12 protein-coding genes are annotated in these 20,545 nt (G+C 71.8%); all 12 read right to left on the reverse strand.

All coding sequences use genetic code 11. From position 1 onward, the window contains the following. Positions 1-340: 340 nt before the first annotated feature. Entirely contained in the window at positions 341-1,675 is a 1,335-nt protein-coding gene (locus tag BSZ37_RS14445; protein WP_095511232.1) for a RagB/SusD family nutrient uptake outer membrane protein, read from the reverse strand. 38 nt (positions 1,676-1,713) lie between these two features. Continuing rightward, positions 1,714-4,731, reverse strand: a complete 3,018-nt coding sequence (locus tag BSZ37_RS14450; RefSeq protein ID WP_095511233.1) for a SusC/RagA family TonB-linked outer membrane protein — start codon at positions 4,729-4,731, stop codon at positions 1,714-1,716. A gap of 178 nt (positions 4,732-4,909) precedes the next feature. Continuing rightward, a complete protein-coding gene (locus tag BSZ37_RS14455; RefSeq protein WP_095511234.1) occupies positions 4,910-5,587 on the reverse strand; it encodes a superoxide dismutase family protein in 678 nt (225 codons plus the stop codon). A 72-nt stretch (positions 5,588-5,659) separates the two neighbouring features. Then, positions 5,660-6,295 carry a superoxide dismutase family protein gene (locus tag BSZ37_RS14460; protein ID WP_095511235.1) on the reverse strand — a complete coding sequence of 212 codons (636 nt, stop codon included), beginning with the start codon at positions 6,293-6,295 and terminating at the stop codon, positions 5,660-5,662. A gap of 70 nt (positions 6,296-6,365) precedes the next feature. Beyond that, complete coding sequence (locus BSZ37_RS14465; RefSeq protein ID WP_095511236.1) at positions 6,366-6,722, reverse strand: MmcQ/YjbR family DNA-binding protein; 357 nt, start codon at positions 6,720-6,722, stop codon at positions 6,366-6,368. A gap of 208 nt (positions 6,723-6,930) precedes the next feature. Then, complete coding sequence (locus tag BSZ37_RS14470; protein ID WP_095511237.1) at positions 6,931-8,622, reverse strand: TrkH family potassium uptake protein; 1,692 nt, start codon at positions 8,620-8,622, stop codon at positions 6,931-6,933. A 65-nt stretch (positions 8,623-8,687) separates the two neighbouring features. Continuing rightward, positions 8,688-10,055 carry a Trk system potassium transporter TrkA gene (gene trkA, locus BSZ37_RS14475; protein ID WP_095511238.1) on the reverse strand — a complete coding sequence of 456 codons (1,368 nt, stop codon included), beginning with the start codon at positions 10,053-10,055 and terminating at the stop codon, positions 8,688-8,690. Positions 10,056-10,180: 125 nt separating this feature from the next. Continuing rightward, positions 10,181-11,968 carry a metallopeptidase domain-containing protein gene (locus tag BSZ37_RS14480; protein WP_095511239.1) on the reverse strand — a complete coding sequence of 596 codons (1,788 nt, stop codon included), beginning with the start codon at positions 11,966-11,968 and terminating at the stop codon, positions 10,181-10,183. 78 nt (positions 11,969-12,046) lie between these two features. Next, complete coding sequence (locus tag BSZ37_RS14485) at positions 12,047-16,015, reverse strand: sensor histidine kinase (RefSeq protein WP_143537673.1); 3,969 nt, start codon at positions 16,013-16,015, stop codon at positions 12,047-12,049. A gap of 100 nt (positions 16,016-16,115) precedes the next feature. Beyond that, positions 16,116-16,574, reverse strand: a complete 459-nt coding sequence (locus tag BSZ37_RS14490; protein WP_095511241.1) for a DUF4783 domain-containing protein — start codon at positions 16,572-16,574, stop codon at positions 16,116-16,118. A gap of 109 nt (positions 16,575-16,683) precedes the next feature. Continuing rightward, positions 16,684-19,179, reverse strand: a complete 2,496-nt coding sequence (locus BSZ37_RS14495; RefSeq protein ID WP_095511242.1) for an endonuclease MutS2 — start codon at positions 19,177-19,179, stop codon at positions 16,684-16,686. Positions 19,180-19,282: 103 nt separating this feature from the next. Beyond that, positions 19,283-20,284, reverse strand: coding sequence for a sugar phosphate nucleotidyltransferase (locus tag BSZ37_RS14500; protein ID WP_095511243.1), 1,002 nt, complete (start codon positions 20,282-20,284; stop codon positions 19,283-19,285). Positions 20,285-20,545: the final 261 nt, after the last annotated feature.

The raw sequence follows: 20,545 nt of genomic DNA on the forward strand, positions 1-20,545 counted from the left end.
AAGAAGAGGTCGTTCTGTTCAGCCACGGTGCCCGGGTGCCCTCGGATCGGAAAGTCGTCGGCCCGCAAAATAGCGGCGCCCGCCGCCACCCTCGTGACAGCGGGCGCCGAGGGCTCCCGCCTCGGACCCGAGGCGGGCGAGGCCGGATCAGTCGCCGTCCGGGTCGGTCGCCCACGCTGGAGCGCCGTGGCCCATCGTGGCGACGAGCGCGACGGCTCCGGGCGCCGCCCCCGTCGCTGTCGTGGTCGTCCAGGCCGCAGGTGCCGACCCCACCGGGACCCCGTGGGCGCTGGTGAGGACAAGGCCCGTTGACCTGGACGACTCCACGGCGGGACTCTCCCTAGGTGGTCGGGTTGTCGCTCTCGGGGATCGGGAAGCGGTCGAAGACGTCGTCGTTGGCGCGGTCGATGGGGAGCGTCCCGAGGCGGCCGTACCGGCGGAGATCGATCCAGCGGTGGCCCTCCGCGAACAACTCGTAGCGCCGCTGGCGGAGCACCTCGTCGACGAGCGCGTCCGTGCCCGTGCCCCCGCTGTAGGGAGCGAGGCCGGCCGCAGTGCGGATCACGTCGAGGGCCGCGACGGCCGGTCCCGTGTTGCCCAGCTGCGCGTTCGCCTCGGCCCGCAGCAGGAGGAGCTCCGCATTCCGGACGATCGGGATGGGCGTCGTCGGCGAGTCGTACACGTCCACGTCGTAGCTCGACGTCAAGCCGTCGAACGTCCGCGACGCCGTCCGCTCCGCCACCTTCGCGATCCGGTCGTCGCCGTCGGCGATGTCGGTCACGAATGTCGGGTGCGCGAGGACGCCGTCGCCGCCCCCGTCGAGCGGGAAGAAGAACGGGTTCGTGATGTCGCCCGCGCTCGTCGAGAACGTGTGGTACGCCCCGATCGTGAGCGGCCGAGACGCGTCGACGAACGAGTCGTCGAGGGCGTCGAGCACGCCGCCCCAGTCCTCCCGGTAGGCGTCGACGCGGGCCGCGAGGGCCCGGTTCACCTGGAGGTAGCCGTCCACCGAGTTCGGGATGCCCTGCCCGATCGACACGTCGAAGAAGAACGACGATCCCGCCTCGAGGTCGTCCGCGGCGTCGTCGAAGAGGGCCGCGATCCGGTCGAGCGACTCGTCGTAGCCCACGATGGGGCCGGCCTCGTCGGCGCCGGGCTCGATAAAGCGGATCCCGTTCTCGTAGGTCAGGTTGAGGTTGAGGAGGTACTGGTACGCGATCCACGTCTTGGCGAACCCGCGGGCCGCCGACTTCTCGGCGGCCGACAGCGTCTCGTTCGCCTCGAGCGCGACGAGCATCGTGTTGGCGTTTCGGATCACGGTGTACCGCGAGGCCCACGGCGTCGTGATGTAGAACGTGTTGTTGTCGAGCGTCGACTGCGCGAAGCCGAGGAGGTCCTGCGTGAACCGGGGGTCCGACGGGCTGACCCGCCAGTACTCGCGGCCGAGCACGCCGACGTCGACGAGGTACGTCCCGAGGCCGAGCCGGGACGACGCCTCGACGCCGACGGCCACGTTCGCCAGGGCCGCCTCGGTCGGGTTATCGATGATGTCGTCGAGCGCGGGCCCGTTCGGGTTCGGCCGGTCGTCGAGGCCGACGAGGTCGCACCCGGCGAGGCTCGGCGCCAGGAGCCCGAGGGCGACGGCCAGGGCCGCCGTACGAAGAGAGAGAGTCATCGGAGGGAAGGGCGTTCGGAGAGAGGGCAGCATGGGGGCTAGAGGCCGAGGTTGACGTGGAAGTACACGTTCCGCGACGACGGGAACGGCGCCACCTCGACCCCCGACGCGACCGGCTGGTTGCCGAAGTTGCTGACCTCCGGGTCGTAGCTCTTGTAGGGCGTGATCGTGAACAGATTCGTGGCCGAGATGCCCAGCCGGAGGCTCTGGAGCGCGCCGCCCAGCGGGCCGAAGAACTGGGGCGCCACGTCGTAGTCGAGCCGGACCTCGCGGAGACGGAAGTACGAGGCGTCCTGAACGAACGGCCGCGCGCTCGACCCGAACTGGAGCAGCCGCTGCAGGCCGTCCGGCGTTCCGTCGCCATCGGCGTCGTCGTCGTAGTCCGGGCTCGTGCCCGACAGGTCGCCGAGCAACTCGCTCAGGTTGATGATGTCGCCGCCCTGCTTCCAGTGGGCGAACGCGGTGAAGCGAAGGCGCCGCGCGATCGTGACGTCGTTGAAGAACGACATCTGGAAGTCCGGCGAGACGTCGCCGAGTTGGACGACCTCGCCGCCGTCGATGCCGACGATCTGGGTCGGGCTCTCGCCCTCCTCGATCCGGATGGAGCCGAGCCCGGTCCCGAACCCGCCGCCGGCCGCCTGGAACGGCGGGACGTTGAGCTCGGTGACCTCGGCCTGGTTGGCCCAGAAGCTGGTCCGCGAGATCCACCGGACGCTCGGGCCGTCGACGGGGATCAGGCTCAGGCCGAGCTCGATCCCGTTGTTCTGAAGCTGGCCGCCGTTGAACGTCTCGACCGTGAACCCGGATGAGAGCGGGACCTGCCGCGTGAGGAGGAGGTCGTCGACCGTCTTGGCGTAGACCGTCCCCTCGAAGTTGACGCGCCCGTCGAGGAGCGTGAGGTCGAGGCCGGCCTCGATCTCGCTCGCCCGCTCGGGCACGACGTCGGCCAGGCCGCGCTGGCCGCCGATCGACAGGCCGATGTTGCCGCCGACGGCGAGCGTCCCGTAGGTCGTGAACTTGGCCCCGAACGGCGCCGTGTTGCCCGTCTGGCCGAACGCCGCGCGGAGTTTGAAGAGGTCCACGGGTCCGCCCTCGAACAGCCCGAGGTTGGTCAGGTTGACGGCGAGGCCCGCCTTCGGGTAGGCGTAGAACGTGTCCACGTCCCCGTTGGCCGACGACTGCTCGGCCCGGACGCCGAGCGTGCCGATGATCGCGTCGTTCCAGTTGACCTCCTCCTGCGCGAACACGGCCCGGTCGTTCTGGAACAGGCGGCCCTGGTTCGTCTGGAGCGCCGCGGCTTGGTCGAGGTTCTGCTGGTTCGGGATCAGCCCCTGCGCCACGCTCGACACGTTGTTGAAGTCCTGGTCGAACGCCGTGAACCCGAGCTGCGTCGTGAACGACAGGCTCCGCCCCTCCGGCGCGTAGCCGTGGACCGCGAGGGCCTGGAGGTTCGTGTTGAGGTTCGTCGTCCGGCCCAGGATCGACGTCCCGGGGAGCCCGTCGTCGTCCTCGAACTGGAGCTCGACCGGGAACAGGTTGACCTGGTCGAGCGCGTAGTAGTCCACGCCGCCGGTCCCGACGAGCTGGAGCGACTGGGTGTTCGTCGTGAAGAGGTTGACCGTGAGCTGGCCGGAGCCGAGGAACCGGTTGTTCTCCTCCTCGATCGTTGAGAGGTCGCGGGTCTGGAGGAAGTTGGACGAGTTGAACGGGTTGTCCGGGTACACCCCGTTCGCGTCCGGGAAGAGGTTGACGAAGTTGGGCGTGGCCAGGAGCCCGATCCCGTAGGTGGTACCCGAGTTGTCGTTGCCGGTGATGCCGCGGCGGGCGACCGACCGGATGTAGTTGGCGTTGGCGTCGACCGAGAACACGTTGCTCAGCCGGTGCGTCAGGTTCACGCGGCCGGACTGCTTCTCGTAGCCGGTCTGCTCGATGATCCCCTCGTCGTCCTTGACGATGCCCGAGACGAAGAACTGCGTCCGGTCGTTGCCGCCGGAGACCGAGAGGTCGGACGTGAGGAGCAGCCCCTCGTTGCCGTAGAGCGCCTCTTCGTAGTCGTAGAACCCGGCGGCCTCGCCGGCCCGGTAGAGCTGGCGGATCTGCTCGACGCTCGCGTTGTACTGCGCGATCTCCTCCGGCGTCGCGTCGTCGTCCGGGGCGGTCGTGAACTGGTCGATCGCCGTGGCCTCCGTGAACTGCCGCGTCCCTAGCCGGCGGCCGATGCTCGTCATGCCGACCGACTGCGAGAACGACACGTCGGTCCGGCCCGAAGAGCCCCGCTTCGTGCGGATCACGACGACCCCGTTGGCCGCGCGGGCGCCATAGATGGCCGCCGCGGACGGCCCCTTCAGGATCTCGATCGACTCGATGTCCTCGGGCGCGAGGTCCGCGATGCGGTTGGCCGGGTTGTCCTGGTTCGAGGCGTTCCCGCCGCCGGCCGCGGCCGTCACCGCGTTGATCCCGTTGGAGACGGCGTCGTTCGAGATGATCACGCCGTCGACCACGTAGAGCGGCTGGCTGTTGCCGTTGATCGTCGTGATCCCCCGCAGGCGGATGTTGATGCCGCCGCCCGGCGCACCGGAGTTCGAGTTGATCACGGCGCCCGTGACCTTGCCGTTGAGCGCGCCGTCGAGCGTCTGCGGCGTCGAGACTTCGGCGAGTTCGCGGGCCGAGATCGTCTCGACCGAGTTGGCCGAGTTCGCGCGGCGGATCGTCGTGCCGAGCCCGGTCACGACCACTTCCTCCAGCCCGAGCAGGTCCGGTTCGAGCGCGATGTTGAGCGTCGTCTGCCCCTCGGGCACCTCGAGCTCTTGTGACCGATACCCGACGAACGAAACCGTCAGCGTGCGCTGGCCGGGCGGGAGCGCCAACTCGTACGCGCCGTCGGCGTCGGTTGTGGTCCCGATGTTGGAGGCCGCGACAAACACGGTCGCGCCGGGGATGCTGGCCCCCGTCTCCGCATCGGTCACGGTTCCACGGACGGTGCCCTGAGCGGCGGCGAGGGCCGGCAGAACGAACAAGGCGGCCAGCGTGGCGCGCCGAAGGGTAGAGAGGAGCATGGAGGGGAGGCGGAGGGACGTCAGCGCCTGAACGTACTCCTCCCCTTCACATCTGGTCGGCTCGAACGACGATCGGTCCGGGTGCGCTTCCGAACCGTCGGAATCGTCCCCCAAACTGTTCGGCCATGGAGACGCGGACCCCGGCGGGACTTGCCGGAGCCCCTGGAAACGCAATCCGTTACGGCATCCGCCCCTCGATCACGCCACAGCCGACCCGCGCGCCCGCGTCCCCGGCCGGGTCCGTCTCCAGATCATCGCGGCCCTGGTGGATCACGACCGCGTGGTCGGCCACGCTGTACTCCTCCGTCGGGAACGGCGACACGGCGACGACGATGTCCGCCGTGCCGTCGGGTTCGACCTCGAAGTTGCCGAAGTCGCCGAGGTGCTTGCTGTCGAGGTCTTCGGTCGGCGCGCCGTGGTCCATCGACCCGGCCGGGTCCCAGTGACCACCGGCCGCGCCTCCGGGCGTGCCGTCCTCGCCTGGCCCGCACGCTGCGTTCTCGTGCACGTGGACGGCGTGCGTCCCCGGCCGGAGACCGCTCAGGCTGAGCGCGAGAACGATGCCGCCATCGGATTCGCGGAACGAGACGGTGCCCTGGGCACTGGCGCCAGGAGCGGATGTCGGGCGGACGACGGCGGCGGCGTAGGCGCTGTCATCACTGTCGAAGATGTCCGTGACGGCGCCGTACGCAGCACCGGCCGCGTCCTCGACGGCGTCGGCGGCGCCTCGGGCCACGTCGACCGTCGCATCGGCGGCGTCTTCAGCGCCTTCGGCGGCCCGGTCGGTCGCGCGTTCAGTGGACTGGCACGCCGTCAGCCCGAGGAGGAAAACGGCGACGAGGGAGAGGGTTCGCATGGGAGGTGGGGTGGGGTGAGAGGATGACTCTCACGCTCCATCTCCGCTCACAGATCGGCCCTTATACCCCGTTCAGGGTTCTACCGACCCCGTGGGGACCGCCAGCGAATCGGGCAACGAGCCGACGGCCGCGGCCTCCTCGATCACGCCGCACCCGACGCGCGGGCCAGCGTCGCCGCTCGGCTGGCTCGTCAGGTCGTCCTCTCCGCCGTGGAGCAGCAGGGCCTTGCCGAGGATCGAGGTCGGCCCGTCGAAGGACAACACCGAATCGACGCGGACGCCGATGGCCCGGCCGCTCGCATCGGGCTCGACGTTGCCGAGATCGCCGGCGTGGCGTTGGGCCGGCGCGGCACTTGGGGCGCCGTGGGGACTGGCGAGCGGGTTGAAGTGTTCGCCCGCAGCACCGGCGGGGGTCCCGGTCGAGTCAGGTCCGCAGTCGCCGGTCTGGTGAACGTGGAAGCCGTGCAGGCCGGCCGAGAGCCCAGACAGGTTGTATCGGACCTCGACGGCGTCGCCGAGGTCGACGAACTCGACGGCGCCGACGACCCCAGACCCGTCCACCTCGGCGATCCGGGCGACGGCACGGTCCGGGCCCGACGGCGACGGCGCCAGGGTCGTGTCGGCTCCAGCGCCGGACGTGTCGATGGGCTCCGGGGCGTCGGCACACGCCGCGAGGAGAATGGGGAGAGACAGGAGGAGAACGCGCATGGATGAAGCGGGGGGGCCGGCGATCAACGCCACGCGGCGCCCCCAGTTCAGCCGGCCCTCGGATTCGAGCTCAATCCAGCCCACGCTCCGCCCGCACCCTCCGGGTCAGCCCGGCCACCACGAGGTCGTACGAGTGGTCCACCAGCTCGCGCACGACGTCGCCCGGCACGTCCCCTCGCAGGCCGACCCCGTTCCAGTGCGTCTTGCTCATGTGGTACGCCGGCCCGACGGCCTCGTACAACTCGCGGAGCTCGAGCGCCCGCTCCGGGTCGCACTTCAGCGCCACCGTCGGCGGCACGCGCTCGAGGCCGACGAGCGCGAACATCTTCCCCGCCACCTTGAACACGAGCGTGTCCTCGTCGAACGGGAAGCTCTCCGTCACGGCGGGCTTGGCGAGGCAGTGGTCGCGGAGCTGGTCGAGGTGCATGGCGGGACTGGGGACTGGGGACTGGGGACTGGGGACTGGGGACTGGGGACTGGAAGGTGCTCCGCGCCGCTGTCAGCCGCCAGTCAGTGCCCGGCCGATCGTCTGCCGGCCCCCTCCGCCTCGGCGCCGAGGCGGGCGGGGTCAGTGGGGAGCGCAGCCTCTGCCCGGTTCCCATCTCCTCGTTCCCGATACCACGAGTGCAGGCCCCCTATCGCTTCCAGAAGCCCGGCGTGAACAGGAGGAGCACCGTGAAAATCTCCAGCCGGCCGGCCATCATCAGGACCGACAGGATCCACTTCCCGGCCGTCGGGACGTGCGTATAGTTCTCCGTCGGCCCCATCGCCCCGAACGCCGGGCCCACGTTGCCGACGCACGAGAACGTGGCCGAGAACGCGCTCCAGATGTCGAGCCCGAGGATGCCCATCAGGAGCGTCCCCAGCCCGATGAGCCCGACGTAGAAGACGATGAACGAGAGGACGTTGCGGAGGATGCCCTCCGGCACCACGCGGTGATCGAGCCGGATCGGGAGGATCGCCTGCGGGTGGACGAGCTGGCGGAGTTCGCGGAACGAGTTCTTCAGGATGAGGAGCACGCGGACGACCTTCACGCCGCCGCCCGTCGAGCCCGCCATCCCGCCCACGAAGAACAGGGCGAACAGGACGACGAGCGCGAGCGGCGGCCACACCTCGTAGTCGGCCGTCCCGAAGCCCGTCGTCGTGATGATGGCGGCGGCCTGGAAGGCCGCGTAGCGGAGCGAGTCCCAGAACGAGTCGTAGCGGACGACCGTCCGGCCGCGCTCCTCGCGCGACGCCAGCTCCGCGGCTTCCTGCGCCCCGCCCCCAATGTTCTCGCCGCCCACGCGGTCGGCCGACTCGGTCTCGACCTCCTCGAGGTCCGCGCCCTCGGCCGCCGCGTCCGCTTCCGCTTGGGCGGCCCCGACGGTCTGGTCGACGACGTCCTGCGTGACGACCTCGCCGTCGAGCGTGACCGGCGCCGGGAGCACGTCGCCCGTCGGCGTCCAGAGGACGAGGGTCAGGAGGAGGGTCGCGCCACCGAGGAACGCGAAGTAGACCTTCAGTTCCTCGTTGTTCGTGGCCGACCAGTCCTTGTGAAGGAGCCGGTAGTGGAGGACGAAGTTCATCCCGGCCAGCACCATGAACACGGTCACGACCCAGTCCACGTAGGCGCTCCCGTATTGCCCGACGCTCCCGTTCTCGGTCGAGAACCCGCCCGTCGCGAGCGTCGCCATCGCGTGGTTGACGGCGTCGAAGAACGACATCGCCGGGAGCAGAAGGATCACCTGGATGGCCGTCAGCGCCACGTAGATGGCCCAGAGCCGCTTGGCCGTCTCCGAGACCCGCGGCGTGAGCTTGTCAGCCGACGGACCGGGGACCTCGGCCTTGAACAGCTGCATCCCCCCCACGCCGAGGAGCGGGAGCACGGCGATCGTGAGCACGATGATGCCCATCCCGCCGAGCCAGTGCGTGAGGCTCCGCCAGAAGAGGAACGCGTTGGGGACGGCCTCGATCTGAGGCGTCGTCGCGCCGCCGAGGATCGTCGCCCCCGTCGTCGTGAAGCCGCTCATGACCTCGAAGAAGGCGTCGGCGTAGCTGTCGAGCACGCCGGTCATCGTCCACGGCAGCGCGCCCACGAGCGAGAGCACGAACCATGCGAGGGCCACGATCGCGAACCCCTCGCGCACACGGAGCTCCTCCTTCGGTCGGAACGCGAGCCACAGCCCGCCGCCCACGATCCCCGAGCCCGCGGCCGTCGCCGCGAACGCCCACCATTCGGGCTCGCCGTAGAGCAACCCGACCAGGGCCGGGACCACAAGCGCCACCCCGAGCGCCCCGAGCAGGACGCCCATGATGCCGGCAATGGCCTTCCAGTCGATGATCACGAGGTCAGAGCTCGGGTTCGGAGTTCAGAGGACACGGAGGCAGAGCCCGAACTCTGACCTCCGAATTAGGAACTGAAGAGGGGTTCGACGTCGCCGGCGCGCTCGGGCGTGGCGAACACGACGGCCCGCTGGCCCGGCTCGACGTGCGTCGTGCCGGTCGCGATCTCGACGCGGTCGCCGACGACGGCGCCGAGGAGGATCCCCTTCGGCAGGCGCAGTCGGGCGAGCGGGACGCGCGTGATCGGCGCGCCCTCGTCGGCCACGAGCTCCATGATCTCGGCGTCGAGGCCGTGGACCGTCGCGACCGAGCGGACGTGGGCGCCGCGGAGGAACCGGAGGACCTCGCGGGAGACGGCCAGCTTCTGGCTCACGGCCGCGTCGAGGCCGATGGACTGAGAGATCGGGATGTAGGCGCTCTTCGAGAGGAGCGCGACGGTCTTCTTGACCTCGAGGTGCTTGGCCATGAGGCAGCTCACGAGGTTCGACTCCTCGTCCTCGGTCACGGCCACGACGGCGTCCGTCTCGGCCAGGCCCTCCCGGGCGAGGAGGTCGATGTCGGCCGGGTCGCCGTGGATGACGAGGACGCCCTCCAGCGTCTCGGCGAGGTACTCGGCCCGCTTCCGGTCCTTCTCGACTAGCTTGACCTCCATCCCCCCGTCTCGCCGCGACCGCCCCGCCAGCCCCGCTGCGACGCGCGCACCGACGCTCGTCCCGCCCAGGATCATGACGTGGCGGAGCCGCCCGGCCTCCTTGCCGAGCACGCGCGCGACCTCGGCCACGCGGCCCGTCTCGACGAGCACGAACACCTGGTCGCCGCCCTGGATGGTCGCGTCGCCGGAGGGGACGATCGTCCGGACGCCCCGCGAGATGCCCATGACGCGGAACGGGAGCGGGCTCGACTGGGCCAGTTCGATGAGGCTCATCCCGACGACCTCCGCATCGCGCTCGACCCGGATGCCGACGAGCTGAACGCGCTCCTGGCAAAAATCGACGATGTCGGTCGCCGCGGCCCGTCGCAGCAGCGAGATGACCTCGTTGGCCGTCGACTGCTCCGGGTGGATGATGTGGTCGATCCCGAAGTCGGCCAGTGTGAGGACAGCGTGCGGGCCCGTGAACTCGTCGCTCCGGACGCGGGCGATGGTCGTCGTCTCGTGGGCCGACTTGCCGACGCGCTCGGCGAGCATCGACGCGATCACGTTCACCTCGTCGACGTCGGTGACTGCCACGACGAGGTCGGCGTCTTCGATCTGGGCCTTGCGGAGCGTGGCCGCGCTCGTGCCGGAGCCGAGGACGGCGAGCACGTCGAGGGTGTCGCGGACGTGGTCGACCTTGGCGGGGTCGGCGTCGACGACGGTGACGTCGTGGCGTTGGAGGGAGAGGAGCCGCGCGACGTCGTACCCGACGTCTCCGGCCCCGACGACGATGGCTCGCATGAACCGCCCGGGGGCGCGATGGGGACGGCCCGCAAGGTAGCCCGATCCGGCCAGCACACGAGGTCGGCCGCGGTTCTCGTCCAGCCTCCACACGCGGCCCGGCCCGCCTCGACGCCGAGGCGGAGCTACTCAGCGCCCACGCAGGTCGCCCCCGGGAGGCAGAGGACCCGAGCGCCCTCGTCCACGACCAGCCCACCGGCGAACGTCACGGTCGTCCCGGGCTCCACGCGGAGCGTCGCGCCGTCGGTGACGCGGACCGGCCCGTCGAACACGAGCCCGTCGGACTCCGCGCCCATCCACGAGTCGGCCGTGATCACGATCGCGTCCCACTCCCGCACGTCGGCGACGACGTCGAACGCCATCGTCCCGTCATCGCCGTCATGGCGGACGTTCGTGACGGCGAACCAGTTCGGCTCGAAGCCCTCCGGATAGTGGGTGTAGCCGCTCACGTTGGGCCGCGTCCACGGCGTCATCTGCGTCGCCGACGGCCCGGGGCGGAGCATGTCTCGGGCCCACCACACGTACGGATCGACGCAGCCGTCGGAGGTCCCGTCGCAGCGCGACCGAGGCCGGCGGAACCGGTTCGACGGAGGGGCGATGTCGTAGAGCGCGCCGCCGGGGCCGGCCGGGTCGCCATAGGACAGCGTCGCCAGCAGGCCCGTCGAGGGCAGGTCGCGGTTGACGAGACCGTAGTACGGGTCCTCGAGATCCCACGACGGGAAGCGGTCGAAGTAGCCATTCCGTTGGCGGTTCTCCAGGCTCAGCGTGTCGGCGCCGGAGCCGTCGCGGAGCGGGATCAGGGCGACCTCGCCGGAGCCGTAGAGCGTGCGGAGACGGACCCCGGTCGTGTCTCGGCTCGGGTCGAGGACCGTCCGCCGCGCCCACCCCATCCGGCGGAGCTCCAGTCCGGAGAGCGTGAGCGTGACGTCGTACCCGGACGACTCGTACGGCCTGTCGCCGCGAGCGCCACCCCCGCACATCCGGTTGTAGGCGCAGGCGTAGGCGCCCGTCCCCTCGGGCACCCAGTACGGCACGTCGTTGCTCACGGCCGTCCGGACGGCGGCGCCCTCCGGCGTGATCATCCGCGTGTGCCCCATGCTGAACAGGACGTGCCCGTACTCGTGGATGAGCGTCGCGGCCGAGTACTCGCCGCCGACCCAGTTGATAGCGCCCGAGCCGTTCATGTCGACGGTCACGGTCCGGTCGCGGCGGCCGACGGTCAGCGCCGCCGCCGGCCGCCCGAACGTCCGCGCGGCCGGGCTGTTGACGCCCGACAGCCCCGCGACGCCGCCCGTCACGCGCACGTCCGGGTCGCGGCGGACGACCAGCATGAGGTGGTCGAGCTCGCCGTCGCGGTTGGCGTCGAACCGCGTCGGGTCGAACCGCGGATCGGCGTCGAGCGCGTCGAACAGCTCGGCGACGAGGTAGCCGTAGCCGGACTCGCGCCCCGCCTGATAGCCGGCCGACGGCTTCGAGGGCGTGAACACGTGCGGCCTGCCGCCGCGGTCACGGGGCCAGACCTCGCCCGTGAGGACGTGCGGCCCCTCCGGCCCGCTCTGGGACTGCCAGAAGAAATAGGCCGAAAGCGTCGGATCGTCGAGACCCATCGCCCCGGTGACGTCGGCGGGGTTCTCTTTCAACAGCGTCCCGCCCCAGTCCGGGATGGGCTCCACGCCCGGCTCGCCGCGGATCGGCCACTCGGGTGCGCGGTCGGTGTCGTTCTCGAAGCGGACGAACACGACGAGCGCGTGGACCGAGTCCTCGAACGCGATCGAGCCCGGCGTCCCATCGACCACCGCTCGCGTCCCGGTGCCCGGAAGCCCTCCCCCCTGCCCCGTGCCTGGCGTCAGGCACACGTGCTGCGCTTCAACGGCCGGTGCCAACAGGAGGACGGCGAGTGGGAAGAAGCGCATGGGCTCGGGGCGATCGGGCACACCAACGTCGCACCAAACTGTTCTCGCGCCCTCCCCCGCCTCGGCGCCGAGGCGGACCTAGCTGATAGCCCCGTCTCCGCCCGGCGCCAGCGGGAGGCGGACGGTGAACGTGGTCCCGTCCTCCCCCGTCTCAAACGCGATCGCCCCGCCCGCAGCCTCGACGGCGCGCTTCGAGATGGCCAGCCCGAGACCCATCCCGCTCGTCTTGGTGGAAAAACTGGGCTGGAACACGCGTTCCTGGATCTCCTCCGGAATGCCCGTCCCGTCGTCGGCCACGCGCGCCTCGGCGCGGCCGTCGTGGTGGACGGTCGAGAGCGTCACACGGCCCGGCTCCTTGCGATCCGGGATGGCCTGGAGCGCGTTCGTCAACAGGTTCACGAGCACGCGGCGGAGCTCCTCGCGGTCGGCCAGGACCGGGAGCGGCGTCTCGGTGAGGTCGACCTCAAACGTGGCCCGGCCGCTTTCGGCGAGCGGCCCCTCGAACAGCGCCGCCGCCTCGCGCGCCACAGCGCTGAGGTCGACCGTCTCGGGGTTCCGCATGGGCATCCGGGCAAAGCGCGAGAAGTCCGACGCGATCCGGTCGAGCGTCTCGATCTGGTCGATGAGCATCCCGGTCGTCCGCTCGAACTGGCCGGCGAAGCGGACGTCCTCGGGCGGGGCCTCGTCGCCGGGCCGGTGGAACGTCCGCTGGAGGTGCTGGACCGACAGCTTCATCGGCATCAGCGGGTTCTTGATCTCATGGGCCACCTGACGGGCCATCGTGCTCCACGCCAGCTCGCGCTCCTGCTCGGCGAGCTTCTTCCGGCTCTCGGCGAGCGCGGCCTGCATCGCGTTGAACGTCTCGACCAGCTCGCCGACCTCATCGCGCGTCTCGACGGGGATCGGCTCCTCCGCCTCGCCCGCACCGACGGCCCGAAGCCCTTCGCGGAGCCGCCCGAACGGCCGCGTGAGCTGGCCCGCCAGGAGCACGGCGATGCCGAGGATGGCCGTCATGAGCGCCAGCAGCCCGCCGAAGAGGTACGCCACATAGCGCGACCGCCCCGCCTCGATCCCCGCCTGCTCCGAGAGCGTCGGGATGGCGAGCGCCTCGGCGGGCCGGCCCGTGGAGTCGGGCAAGGCGAGGTAGCCCGTGGTGTATGAGAACGTCCCGATCCGGTCGTCGGAGAAGGCGTAGGGCTGGTCGTCGAGGTACAGCGCGCGGTACACGACGCCGGGCAGGCGGGGCTCGATGAGCCGCTGGCGGACGAGCTGCCGCCGGCTGGAGGCCTCCAGCGTCGCCCCCCGGTACAGGTGGACGTCGACGCCGAGAGCGGCCGAGACGGCGTCGAGGCGGGTGCCGTCGGGGACGTCGGGCTCGGACGCGAAGACGGCGGCGGCCCGGCTGAGGCGCTGGCGGAGCCCGTCACGCACGGCCTCCCGGTTCTGCTCCACGATCACCCGCTGCCCCACCACGCCCGTCAGCGCCACGCTCGCGAGGCCGACGACGAGGAACCGGTTGAGCACCTTGTCGCGAAACCGCGTCCGCGCGACAGGCAGCAGCCCTGCCCGCCGCCGGACCCACAACCCGACGACGAACACGACCGCGCCGAGCCCGAGGCCGGACAGGCTGAGCCGGAGCAGCACGAAGAGCGCGTCCAGCCGGTCGGGTGCGGGCGCGCGGACGGCCACGACGTCCTGCGCGTCGTCGCCCTGCCGCTCGTAATACGCGAGCGTCGGCCGGCCGTCAAGGACCTCGGGGCGGCGATACGCGCGGGCGCGGTCCGAGAGCGCGGCGTAGACGGTCGAGTCGATCCGCAGCGGCGCCGGGCCGCGCTGGCGGACGAGGACGCCGTCGTCGTACTCGGCGTAGCCGAGGGCCTCGTCGTCGAGGCCAAACAGGCCGGTCGGAGCGAGGACGCGGGGGAACGGGGTCTCGGTGGGGAAGCGGGCCGTCCGCGGCGTCACGCGGAGGTAGAGCCACGCGGCCGTCTCGTCGCCGTCGCGGATCGGGCCGATGGCGGCGGTCCGCCGGAGGCCCCGGCGGTCGGGGACGACGGCGCGGAGTCGGAGGGACCGGGGCGCGTCCTCCCGCTCGTCGAAGGCCGTGCGGATCGCGGCGTAGCCCAGCGCGTCGTTCCCGCCCGTCGCGCCGCGCTCGACGTAGCTCCCGAGCGTGTCGCCCGACGGCGCGACGATCCGGAGCTCGGTCGCGATGTCGGCGAGGGAGCCGAGGAGCGAGCTCGACACGAGGCCCGACGCGATGGCGTCGACGGCCCGGCGGGACGAGTCGGCGGCGGCCCGGGTCGTTCCGCGGGCCGAGTCGGCGAGCGCGACCGCGTCGAGGAGCACGGGACCGAGGGCGTCGTCGGCCTGGGCCTCATCGAACACCTGGTCGATGGCGGCCGTGACGCGGTCGTCCCGGTTGTCGGAGAACGCGAACGCGGCGTCGGCGAGGAGCAGGCCGGTCCGCTCCCGCAGCGGCTCCTGCATGATCCCGTAAAGGATCGGAGCCAGCACGAGGACGCCCGCGAGGACGCCGCGGAACGAGAGGACGCCGGACCACCGCTCGAGACGCCCGCCCAGATACGCCCCGAGGGCCGCTCCGAGGAGGGCGACCCCGAGCGCGGGCACGAGCGGGATCCACCCGGCAAGGCCGGCCGCGCCCCCGGCCGCGACCGCTACCGCTCCGGCCGTCCACCGCCGCTGTCCTCCGCCGACCTCCGCCATCCTGACCGTCGCGGCAATCAGCAGCACGGCGGCGCCGAGCACGCCGATCAGGCCGGCCAGGACAGCGGCCATCGGCCCGCTCAGGAGCGGTCCCGCCTGGTCGGCGTAGGCGATCGTCGCGTCGAGGACGGCCTGCCGGACCCACAGCGCCGCGACCCGGAGCACGGCGGGCGTGACGACGGCGACGGCGAGGAGGCCCAGGCCCATCCCCCACCCCGGCCACGGCCGCTCGCGAGACGCCGTGTAGCGAACGACGAGCGCCAGCACCGCCCCGCCGAGGGCGAGCACGAGCAAGGCCGACAGCGCGAGGTCGCCGGGCGACCGGAGGGCGCCCCAGAGGAAATCTGACGCGAGGAGCGCGGGGTCGAACAGGAGCGCGGGGCGACGCGTCCCATCGAGCCAGCGGACCGGGACGTCCACGTAGAGGAGCGCGTAGCGAGACGCGACGGCCGCGGCGACGAACACGACCAGGGCCCCGGCCGCCCACCGCCACGACCGGCCGACGGCTTCGGCCGCCCGCATCGCCCGAACGTACACGGCGCCGAGACCGGCGAGGAGCCACGCCAGCAGCACGACGCCCCAGACGGCGGCCACGTTGCCCGCCTGGCGCCGACGTTCGGCCGCCAGGGCTTCGACGTCGGGGACGCCCACCTCGACGAGACCGAGCGGACTCCCATCCGGCCCCACCAGAGGGACGCCGCCTTGTCCGTCCGAGAACCGGACCAGGAACGGGACGGGCGCTCCTGGCCGCCACGAGTCCGCGATATCGTAGTCCTGGAGGTACCGGTTCCGTACGGGCACGGCCGCCTGGACGACCTGCGAGACGCGCACGGCCCCCAGCGCCTCCCCGCCGACCGTGACCGGTGACCACACCACGAGCGCGCTCCGGTTGTCGTCGCGGACGACGCGCGTGCGAAGCGTGTCGGGCGGTGGCCCGGCGAGGCGCGGCACGTCGGGCCCGTCCCACGCCACGACCGTCCCGTCGGCGGAGATGACCTCGATCGACGACCGTTCGGGCAGCGGCCTGCGTGCGAGCGCGTCCAGCGCGGCCCGATCGACTCCGTCTCCGCGGAGCCCGGCGACGACCTCGGGCACGGCAGCGACGGCCTCGGCCTCGTCGCGCATCCCGTCGATCAGGTCCGCCAGCTTGGCCTGGACGTACGACGCCGTCTCGGACCTCGCGCGCTCGACATCGGAGGAGCCGACCGCATCCGCCCCGAGCGTCCCCATAAGGAGGGTCCCAGCCAATAGCAGTGCCAGTGCGACGGCGCCGCCCACGAAGACGGTGCGACGACGAGACAGGACGCGCGAGCGGGTCACCGAGGCGGAGCGAGAGCGGCCCGAAAGCTAGGCCGAGTCCTCGCGCGTGTTGCGCCCCGGGGCGTCGACGGACAACACGGGGCCGGCCGGCTGCAGACGCCTAGCGTCCGCCCGTCCGGACGACGGAGCGCTGATCGATCCGGATCGAGGACAGCTCCCACTCCTCGTCGACGACGCGGTGGAGGACGCGGACGCTGAGGGGCGCGCCGCCCGACTGGGGCCAGTAGCGGCCCGTCGCGCTCTGCCCGTCGTCGCTCGACGAGGGCTCGGAGAAGGCGACGCGCGACGGCGGGTAGCGGCGGAAAAAGTCGCGGAGCACGTGCTCGGCCTGGGCCCGGCGGAACATGCCGCCCTGCCCGAACAGGACGATCTCGACACGCCCCGTGGCGTCGGTCAGGACCGCGTCGGGGTCCGCGCTCTCGAGCCCGTCGGCCACCCGTTGCAACACGTCGTCTTGCGGGACGGCGGGGGCACCGCCGACCAGGAACGTGGCGAGCAGGAGGAGCGCGGCGGCGCGTGAGGCCAGCGTGGCAGGTCGCATGTAGGCGGGCGGAGTCATCCCGAGGTCCGACCGAGCAAAAGGTAGGCCGGACGGCGGGTCCTTCACAACGGGGGGCTTCCCGCCCGGAAGATGCGGTCGTGGTCGGACACCCTGTCCGGTCGCGTGGTCACGCGAGGTCCACGACGGTGACGCCGTCCCCGCCGCGGTCGGGCGGGGCGACGGCGAACGAGGCGATGTCGGGCCGGGCCCGGAGCTGCTCGTGGATGGCTTGGCGGAGCGCGCCGGTCCCCTTGCCGTGGAGGATCTCGACCGACGGGACGCCCCCGACCAGGGCCTCGTCGACGAACCGCTGCACCTCAGAAAGGGCTTCCTCCACGCGCTGGCCGCGGAGGTCGATCCGGACGCGGGCCGTCGAGACGGCCGCCGAGCGCGTCTCGCCGCGCCGCGACTTCCCGGGCGTCCGCGCCGCGAGCCGGGCCGCCGTCCTGCCGAGCTTTGGCGGTCCGCCCACCTTCGTCAGCCGCGTCGCGTCGACCCGGCTCTGGAGCGCGCCGAGGGCGAGCAGCGCCTCGCCATCGTCGAGCGCCAGCACCTCCCCCACCGGCCCGTCGGTGTCGAGGCGGACGTGGTCGCCGACGGCGATCGGGCCGGCCGGGCCGGCCTCGGCGCCGTTCTGGGCCGGGCGTCGGGAGCGCTGGCGACGGTCCACCTTCGACTTGCGCTTCGAGATGCGGGCGCGGGCCTCGTCCAGCCTCTCGCGCGCTTCCTTCGTCGCCTCCTTCTCTGCCGCGGCCTCCTTGATCTCCCGGACCGTGTTCTCGACGGCCGCGTTCGCCTCGGCGACGATCCGCTCCGCCTCGGCGAGCGCCTGCTGGCGGCGGTTGTCGGCATCGGCACGGAGGCGGTCGAGGCGCTGCTCGTAGTCCTTCTGGGTGCGTTCCGCCTCGGCCAACCGCGTCTCGGCCTCGTCCTGCCGTCGACGCGCCTCGGTCGTGCGCGCCTCGAACTCGGCGATGAGGTCTTCGAGCTTCGCCTTGCCCTCGCCGAGCAGCCGGCGCGCGTCCTTGACCACGGGCCGGTCGAGGCCGACGCGGTCGGCGATCTCGAAGGCGTACGACGAGCCCGGCACGCCGGCGCGGAACCGGTACGTCGGCTGGAGCTCGGCGCGGTCGAACTCCATCGATCCGTTCAAGACGCCGTCGGTGTCGTGGGCGAACGCCTTCAGCGCGCCGATGTGGGTCGTGACGACGGTCATCGCCTTCCGCTTCGTGAGGCGCGACAGCACAGCCTCGGCCAGCGCTCCGCCCTCCGCCGGGTCGGTCCCCGTGCCGGCCTCGTCGATGAGGCACAGCGACCGGTCGTCGGCCGCCTCGAGCATCGTCCGGACGTTGGTCAGGTGCGACGTGAAGGTCGAGAGGTCGTCCTGGATCGACTGCTGGTCGCCGAGGTCGACGAACACGGCGGTCACGAGGGGGAGCCGCGTGCCGGGGCCGGCCGGGACGGGCAGGCCGTGGGCCGCCATCAGGGTGAGGAGGCCGACCGTCTTCATCGCGACCGACTTGCCGCCCGCGTTCGGACCGGTGATGACGAGCGTGTAGGCCGCCTCGCCCTCCGCGTCGTCGCCCAGCGAGAGGTCGAGCGGGACGACGGTCTCGGGGACGCTCGGCGAGCGCTCTCCGTCGGGCAGCCGGTTCGCCTCGGCGACGCGGAGTTGGAGGACCGGGTGCCGCGCCTTGCGCAGGCGGAGCGCCCCGCCCACGCCCACCTCGGGCACGAGCGCGTCGAGGTCGGCGGCGAGCCGGCCGGCGGCGGCCAGCGCGTCGAGGTGGCCGACGGCGTCGAGCGTCCGCTCGATGTCGCGGCGGTGGTGGCGGACGTGCCCGCTCAGGCCCTGGAGGATCCGCTTGATCTCGCGGCCCCGTTCGAGCTCGATCTCGCGGATCTCGTTGTTGAGGTCGAGGACCGACGCCGGCTCGATGTAGACCGTCTGGCCCGACGCCGAGACGTCGTGGACGAAGCCCTCGACCTTCCGCTTGGCCTCGGCGCGGACCGGGATGACGGCCCGCCCGCCTCGGATCGTCGGCTGGTCCTCGGTCGCGTAACCCTTCGACGCCGCGTCGCGGAGCGCGGCCTGGACCGTCGAACGAAGTCGCCCCTGCTGCGCGGCCAACTCCCGCGAAATCCGCAGGAGCTCCGGGCTCGCATCGTCGCGGACGCGGCCATCGTCGCCAATGGCCCGTCCGATCCGGTCCTCCAGCGCCTTGAGCACGGCGATCCGCGCCGCGATCTCCCACAGTGCGGGCGCCGCCTCGCGCCGGCGGTGGTGGTAGTCGTGGAGCCTGCGGCCCGTCTCCAGCACGCGGGCGACCGCGAGGAGCGCCTCGCCATCGACCGCTGCGTCCTTGGGCTGGACGCGCCGGAGCACGCCCTCCAGCCGGTCGATCTCGCGGACCGACGGCGGCTCGCCCGTCCGCACCAGCTCCGCCATCTCGCCTGCCCGCGTGAGGCGGCCGCGGACGACCTCGGGGTCGGAGGAGGGCGCGAGCGACTCGAGACGGTCGCGGCCGTAGGGCGTCCGCGCGAGGCCGATGAGGCGGGCGCGGACGGTGTCGAAGCCCAGCCGGCGGTCGGCGTCAGGCGGGTAGAGGGAGACGTCGGACATCTCGCCAAGAACGGCCGACAGGGGCCGGAGTGCCGCCGAGGCGGACGAAGTCATTCGGAAACCGGCCGCGCCCGCCTCGGCACCGAGGCGGAGCGCCTCGCGCTTACGCCTCCGGCCCGACCGTCGCGTGGTCGCCGATGTTGAGCGTGCCCGCGAAGCCGCGGACGTCGGCGTGGTGGCCGACCATCGACCCGTCGAGCGCGGAGCCCTCGATCCGGGCCTCGCCGAACACGATCGTGTGGCGGACGGCCGACTCCGTGATGGTCGCACCGCCGTGGATGGCCGCGTACGGCCCGACGACGGAGTCCTTCACGACCGCGCCCTCGCCGATGAAGACGGGCTCGATGATTTGGCTGTTCTCGACGGTCCCCTCCGTTCGTGACTCGCCGTCGTGGTCGAGGACGATCTCGGACGTGCTCTTGATGGCCGGGATCGTGCCGCAGTCGAGCCACTCCGTCACGCGCGCCGTCTTGAACGTGGCGCCGTCCTTGAGCATCCTGTCGAGCGCGTCGGTCAGCTGGTACTCGTCGCCCTTGCCTCGAACACCGTTGTCCATGAGGTACTGGATCTCGCCCGCCAGCCGCGCGCCGTCCTTGACGTAGTAGATCCCGACGATGGCCTCGTTCGAGATCGGCGTGTCCGGCTTCTCGACGAAGTCCGTGATCCGATCGCCGTCTTTGACCACGACGCCGAACCGCGATGGGTCCTCGACCTCCATGACCCAGACGACCGCGTCGGCGTCGAGGTCGGGGGCCTGGTCCATGGTGAAGAGCGTGTCGGCGAAGACGAGGACGCACTCGCCGTCGAGCTTGTCGCCGGCCTGGGCGATGGCGTGGGCCGTGCCGAGCGCCTTCTCCTGCACGCCGAAGGACGCCTCGATCCCGAACCGTTGGCAGATCTCGGTGAGCTGGCGGCGGACGTCGTCGCCGAAGTCGGGGCCGAGCACGAACACGGCCTCCTCAAAGTCGCCGATGGCCTCGGCGAACGTCTCGACGATCCGCTCGACCATCGTCCGCCCGACGACGGGGAGCAGCGGCTTCGGGGTGACGTGGGTGTGGGGGCGGAGCCGCGTGCCGCGGCCGGCCATGGGGACGATGAGCTTCATCGGGGAGCGAGGGGAGGGTCAGAGGGGGCCGGAACCTACGGAGGTCGACCGCGGCAGATCCGACCTCGGCACGGCTTCGGGGGATCTCATCGCACGGGGTGTGACCCCTCGGGCCGTCGCGGCGGCTCATGGATCGTGCACCGCGGGCGACGCTCCGTCCACCGCGCGAGCCGCCCCACCGCCCCATATGGCCCGTTTTCGGCCTCCCAGCACAGCTGGAATGGAACTTGACGGCGCCGATGGTGCTTGAAGGGGCCACGT

The organism is Rubrivirga marina, from assembly GCF_002283365.1.
Classification (GTDB): domain Bacteria; phylum Bacteroidota; class Rhodothermia; order Rhodothermales; family Rubricoccaceae; genus Rubrivirga; species Rubrivirga marina.

What these genes read in the sequence shown, in the direction of transcription:
- BSZ37_RS14465 (WP_095511236.1), bottom strand. Translation starts at nt 6,722, where the DNA reads ATGCACCTCGACCAGCTCCGCGACCACTGCCTCGCCAAGCCCGCCGTG.
- BSZ37_RS14460 (WP_095511235.1), bottom strand. Translation starts at nt 6,295, where the DNA reads ATGCGCGTTCTCCTCCTGTCTCTCCCCATTCTCCTCGCGGCGTGTGCC.
- BSZ37_RS14480 (WP_095511239.1), bottom strand. Translation starts at nt 11,968, where the DNA reads ATGCGCTTCTTCCCACTCGCCGTCCTCCTGTTGGCACCGGCCGTTGAA.
- BSZ37_RS14490 (WP_095511241.1), bottom strand. Translation starts at nt 16,574, where the DNA reads ATGACTCCGCCCGCCTACATGCGACCTGCCACGCTGGCCTCACGCGCC.
- BSZ37_RS14495 (WP_095511242.1), bottom strand. Translation starts at nt 19,179, where the DNA reads ATGTCCGACGTCTCCCTCTACCCGCCTGACGCCGACCGCCGGCTGGGC.
- BSZ37_RS14500 (WP_095511243.1), bottom strand. Translation starts at nt 20,284, where the DNA reads ATGAAGCTCATCGTCCCCATGGCCGGCCGCGGCACGCGGCTCCGCCCC.
- BSZ37_RS14450 (WP_095511233.1), bottom strand. Translation starts at nt 4,731, where the DNA reads ATGCTCCTCTCTACCCTTCGGCGCGCCACGCTGGCCGCCTTGTTCGTT.
- BSZ37_RS14455 (WP_095511234.1), bottom strand. Translation starts at nt 5,587, where the DNA reads ATGCGAACCCTCTCCCTCGTCGCCGTTTTCCTCCTCGGGCTGACGGCG.
- BSZ37_RS14445 (WP_095511232.1), bottom strand. Translation starts at nt 1,675, where the DNA reads ATGACTCTCTCTCTTCGTACGGCGGCCCTGGCCGTCGCCCTCGGGCTC.
- trkA (WP_095511238.1), bottom strand. Translation starts at nt 10,055, where the DNA reads ATGCGAGCCATCGTCGTCGGGGCCGGAGACGTCGGGTACGACGTCGCG.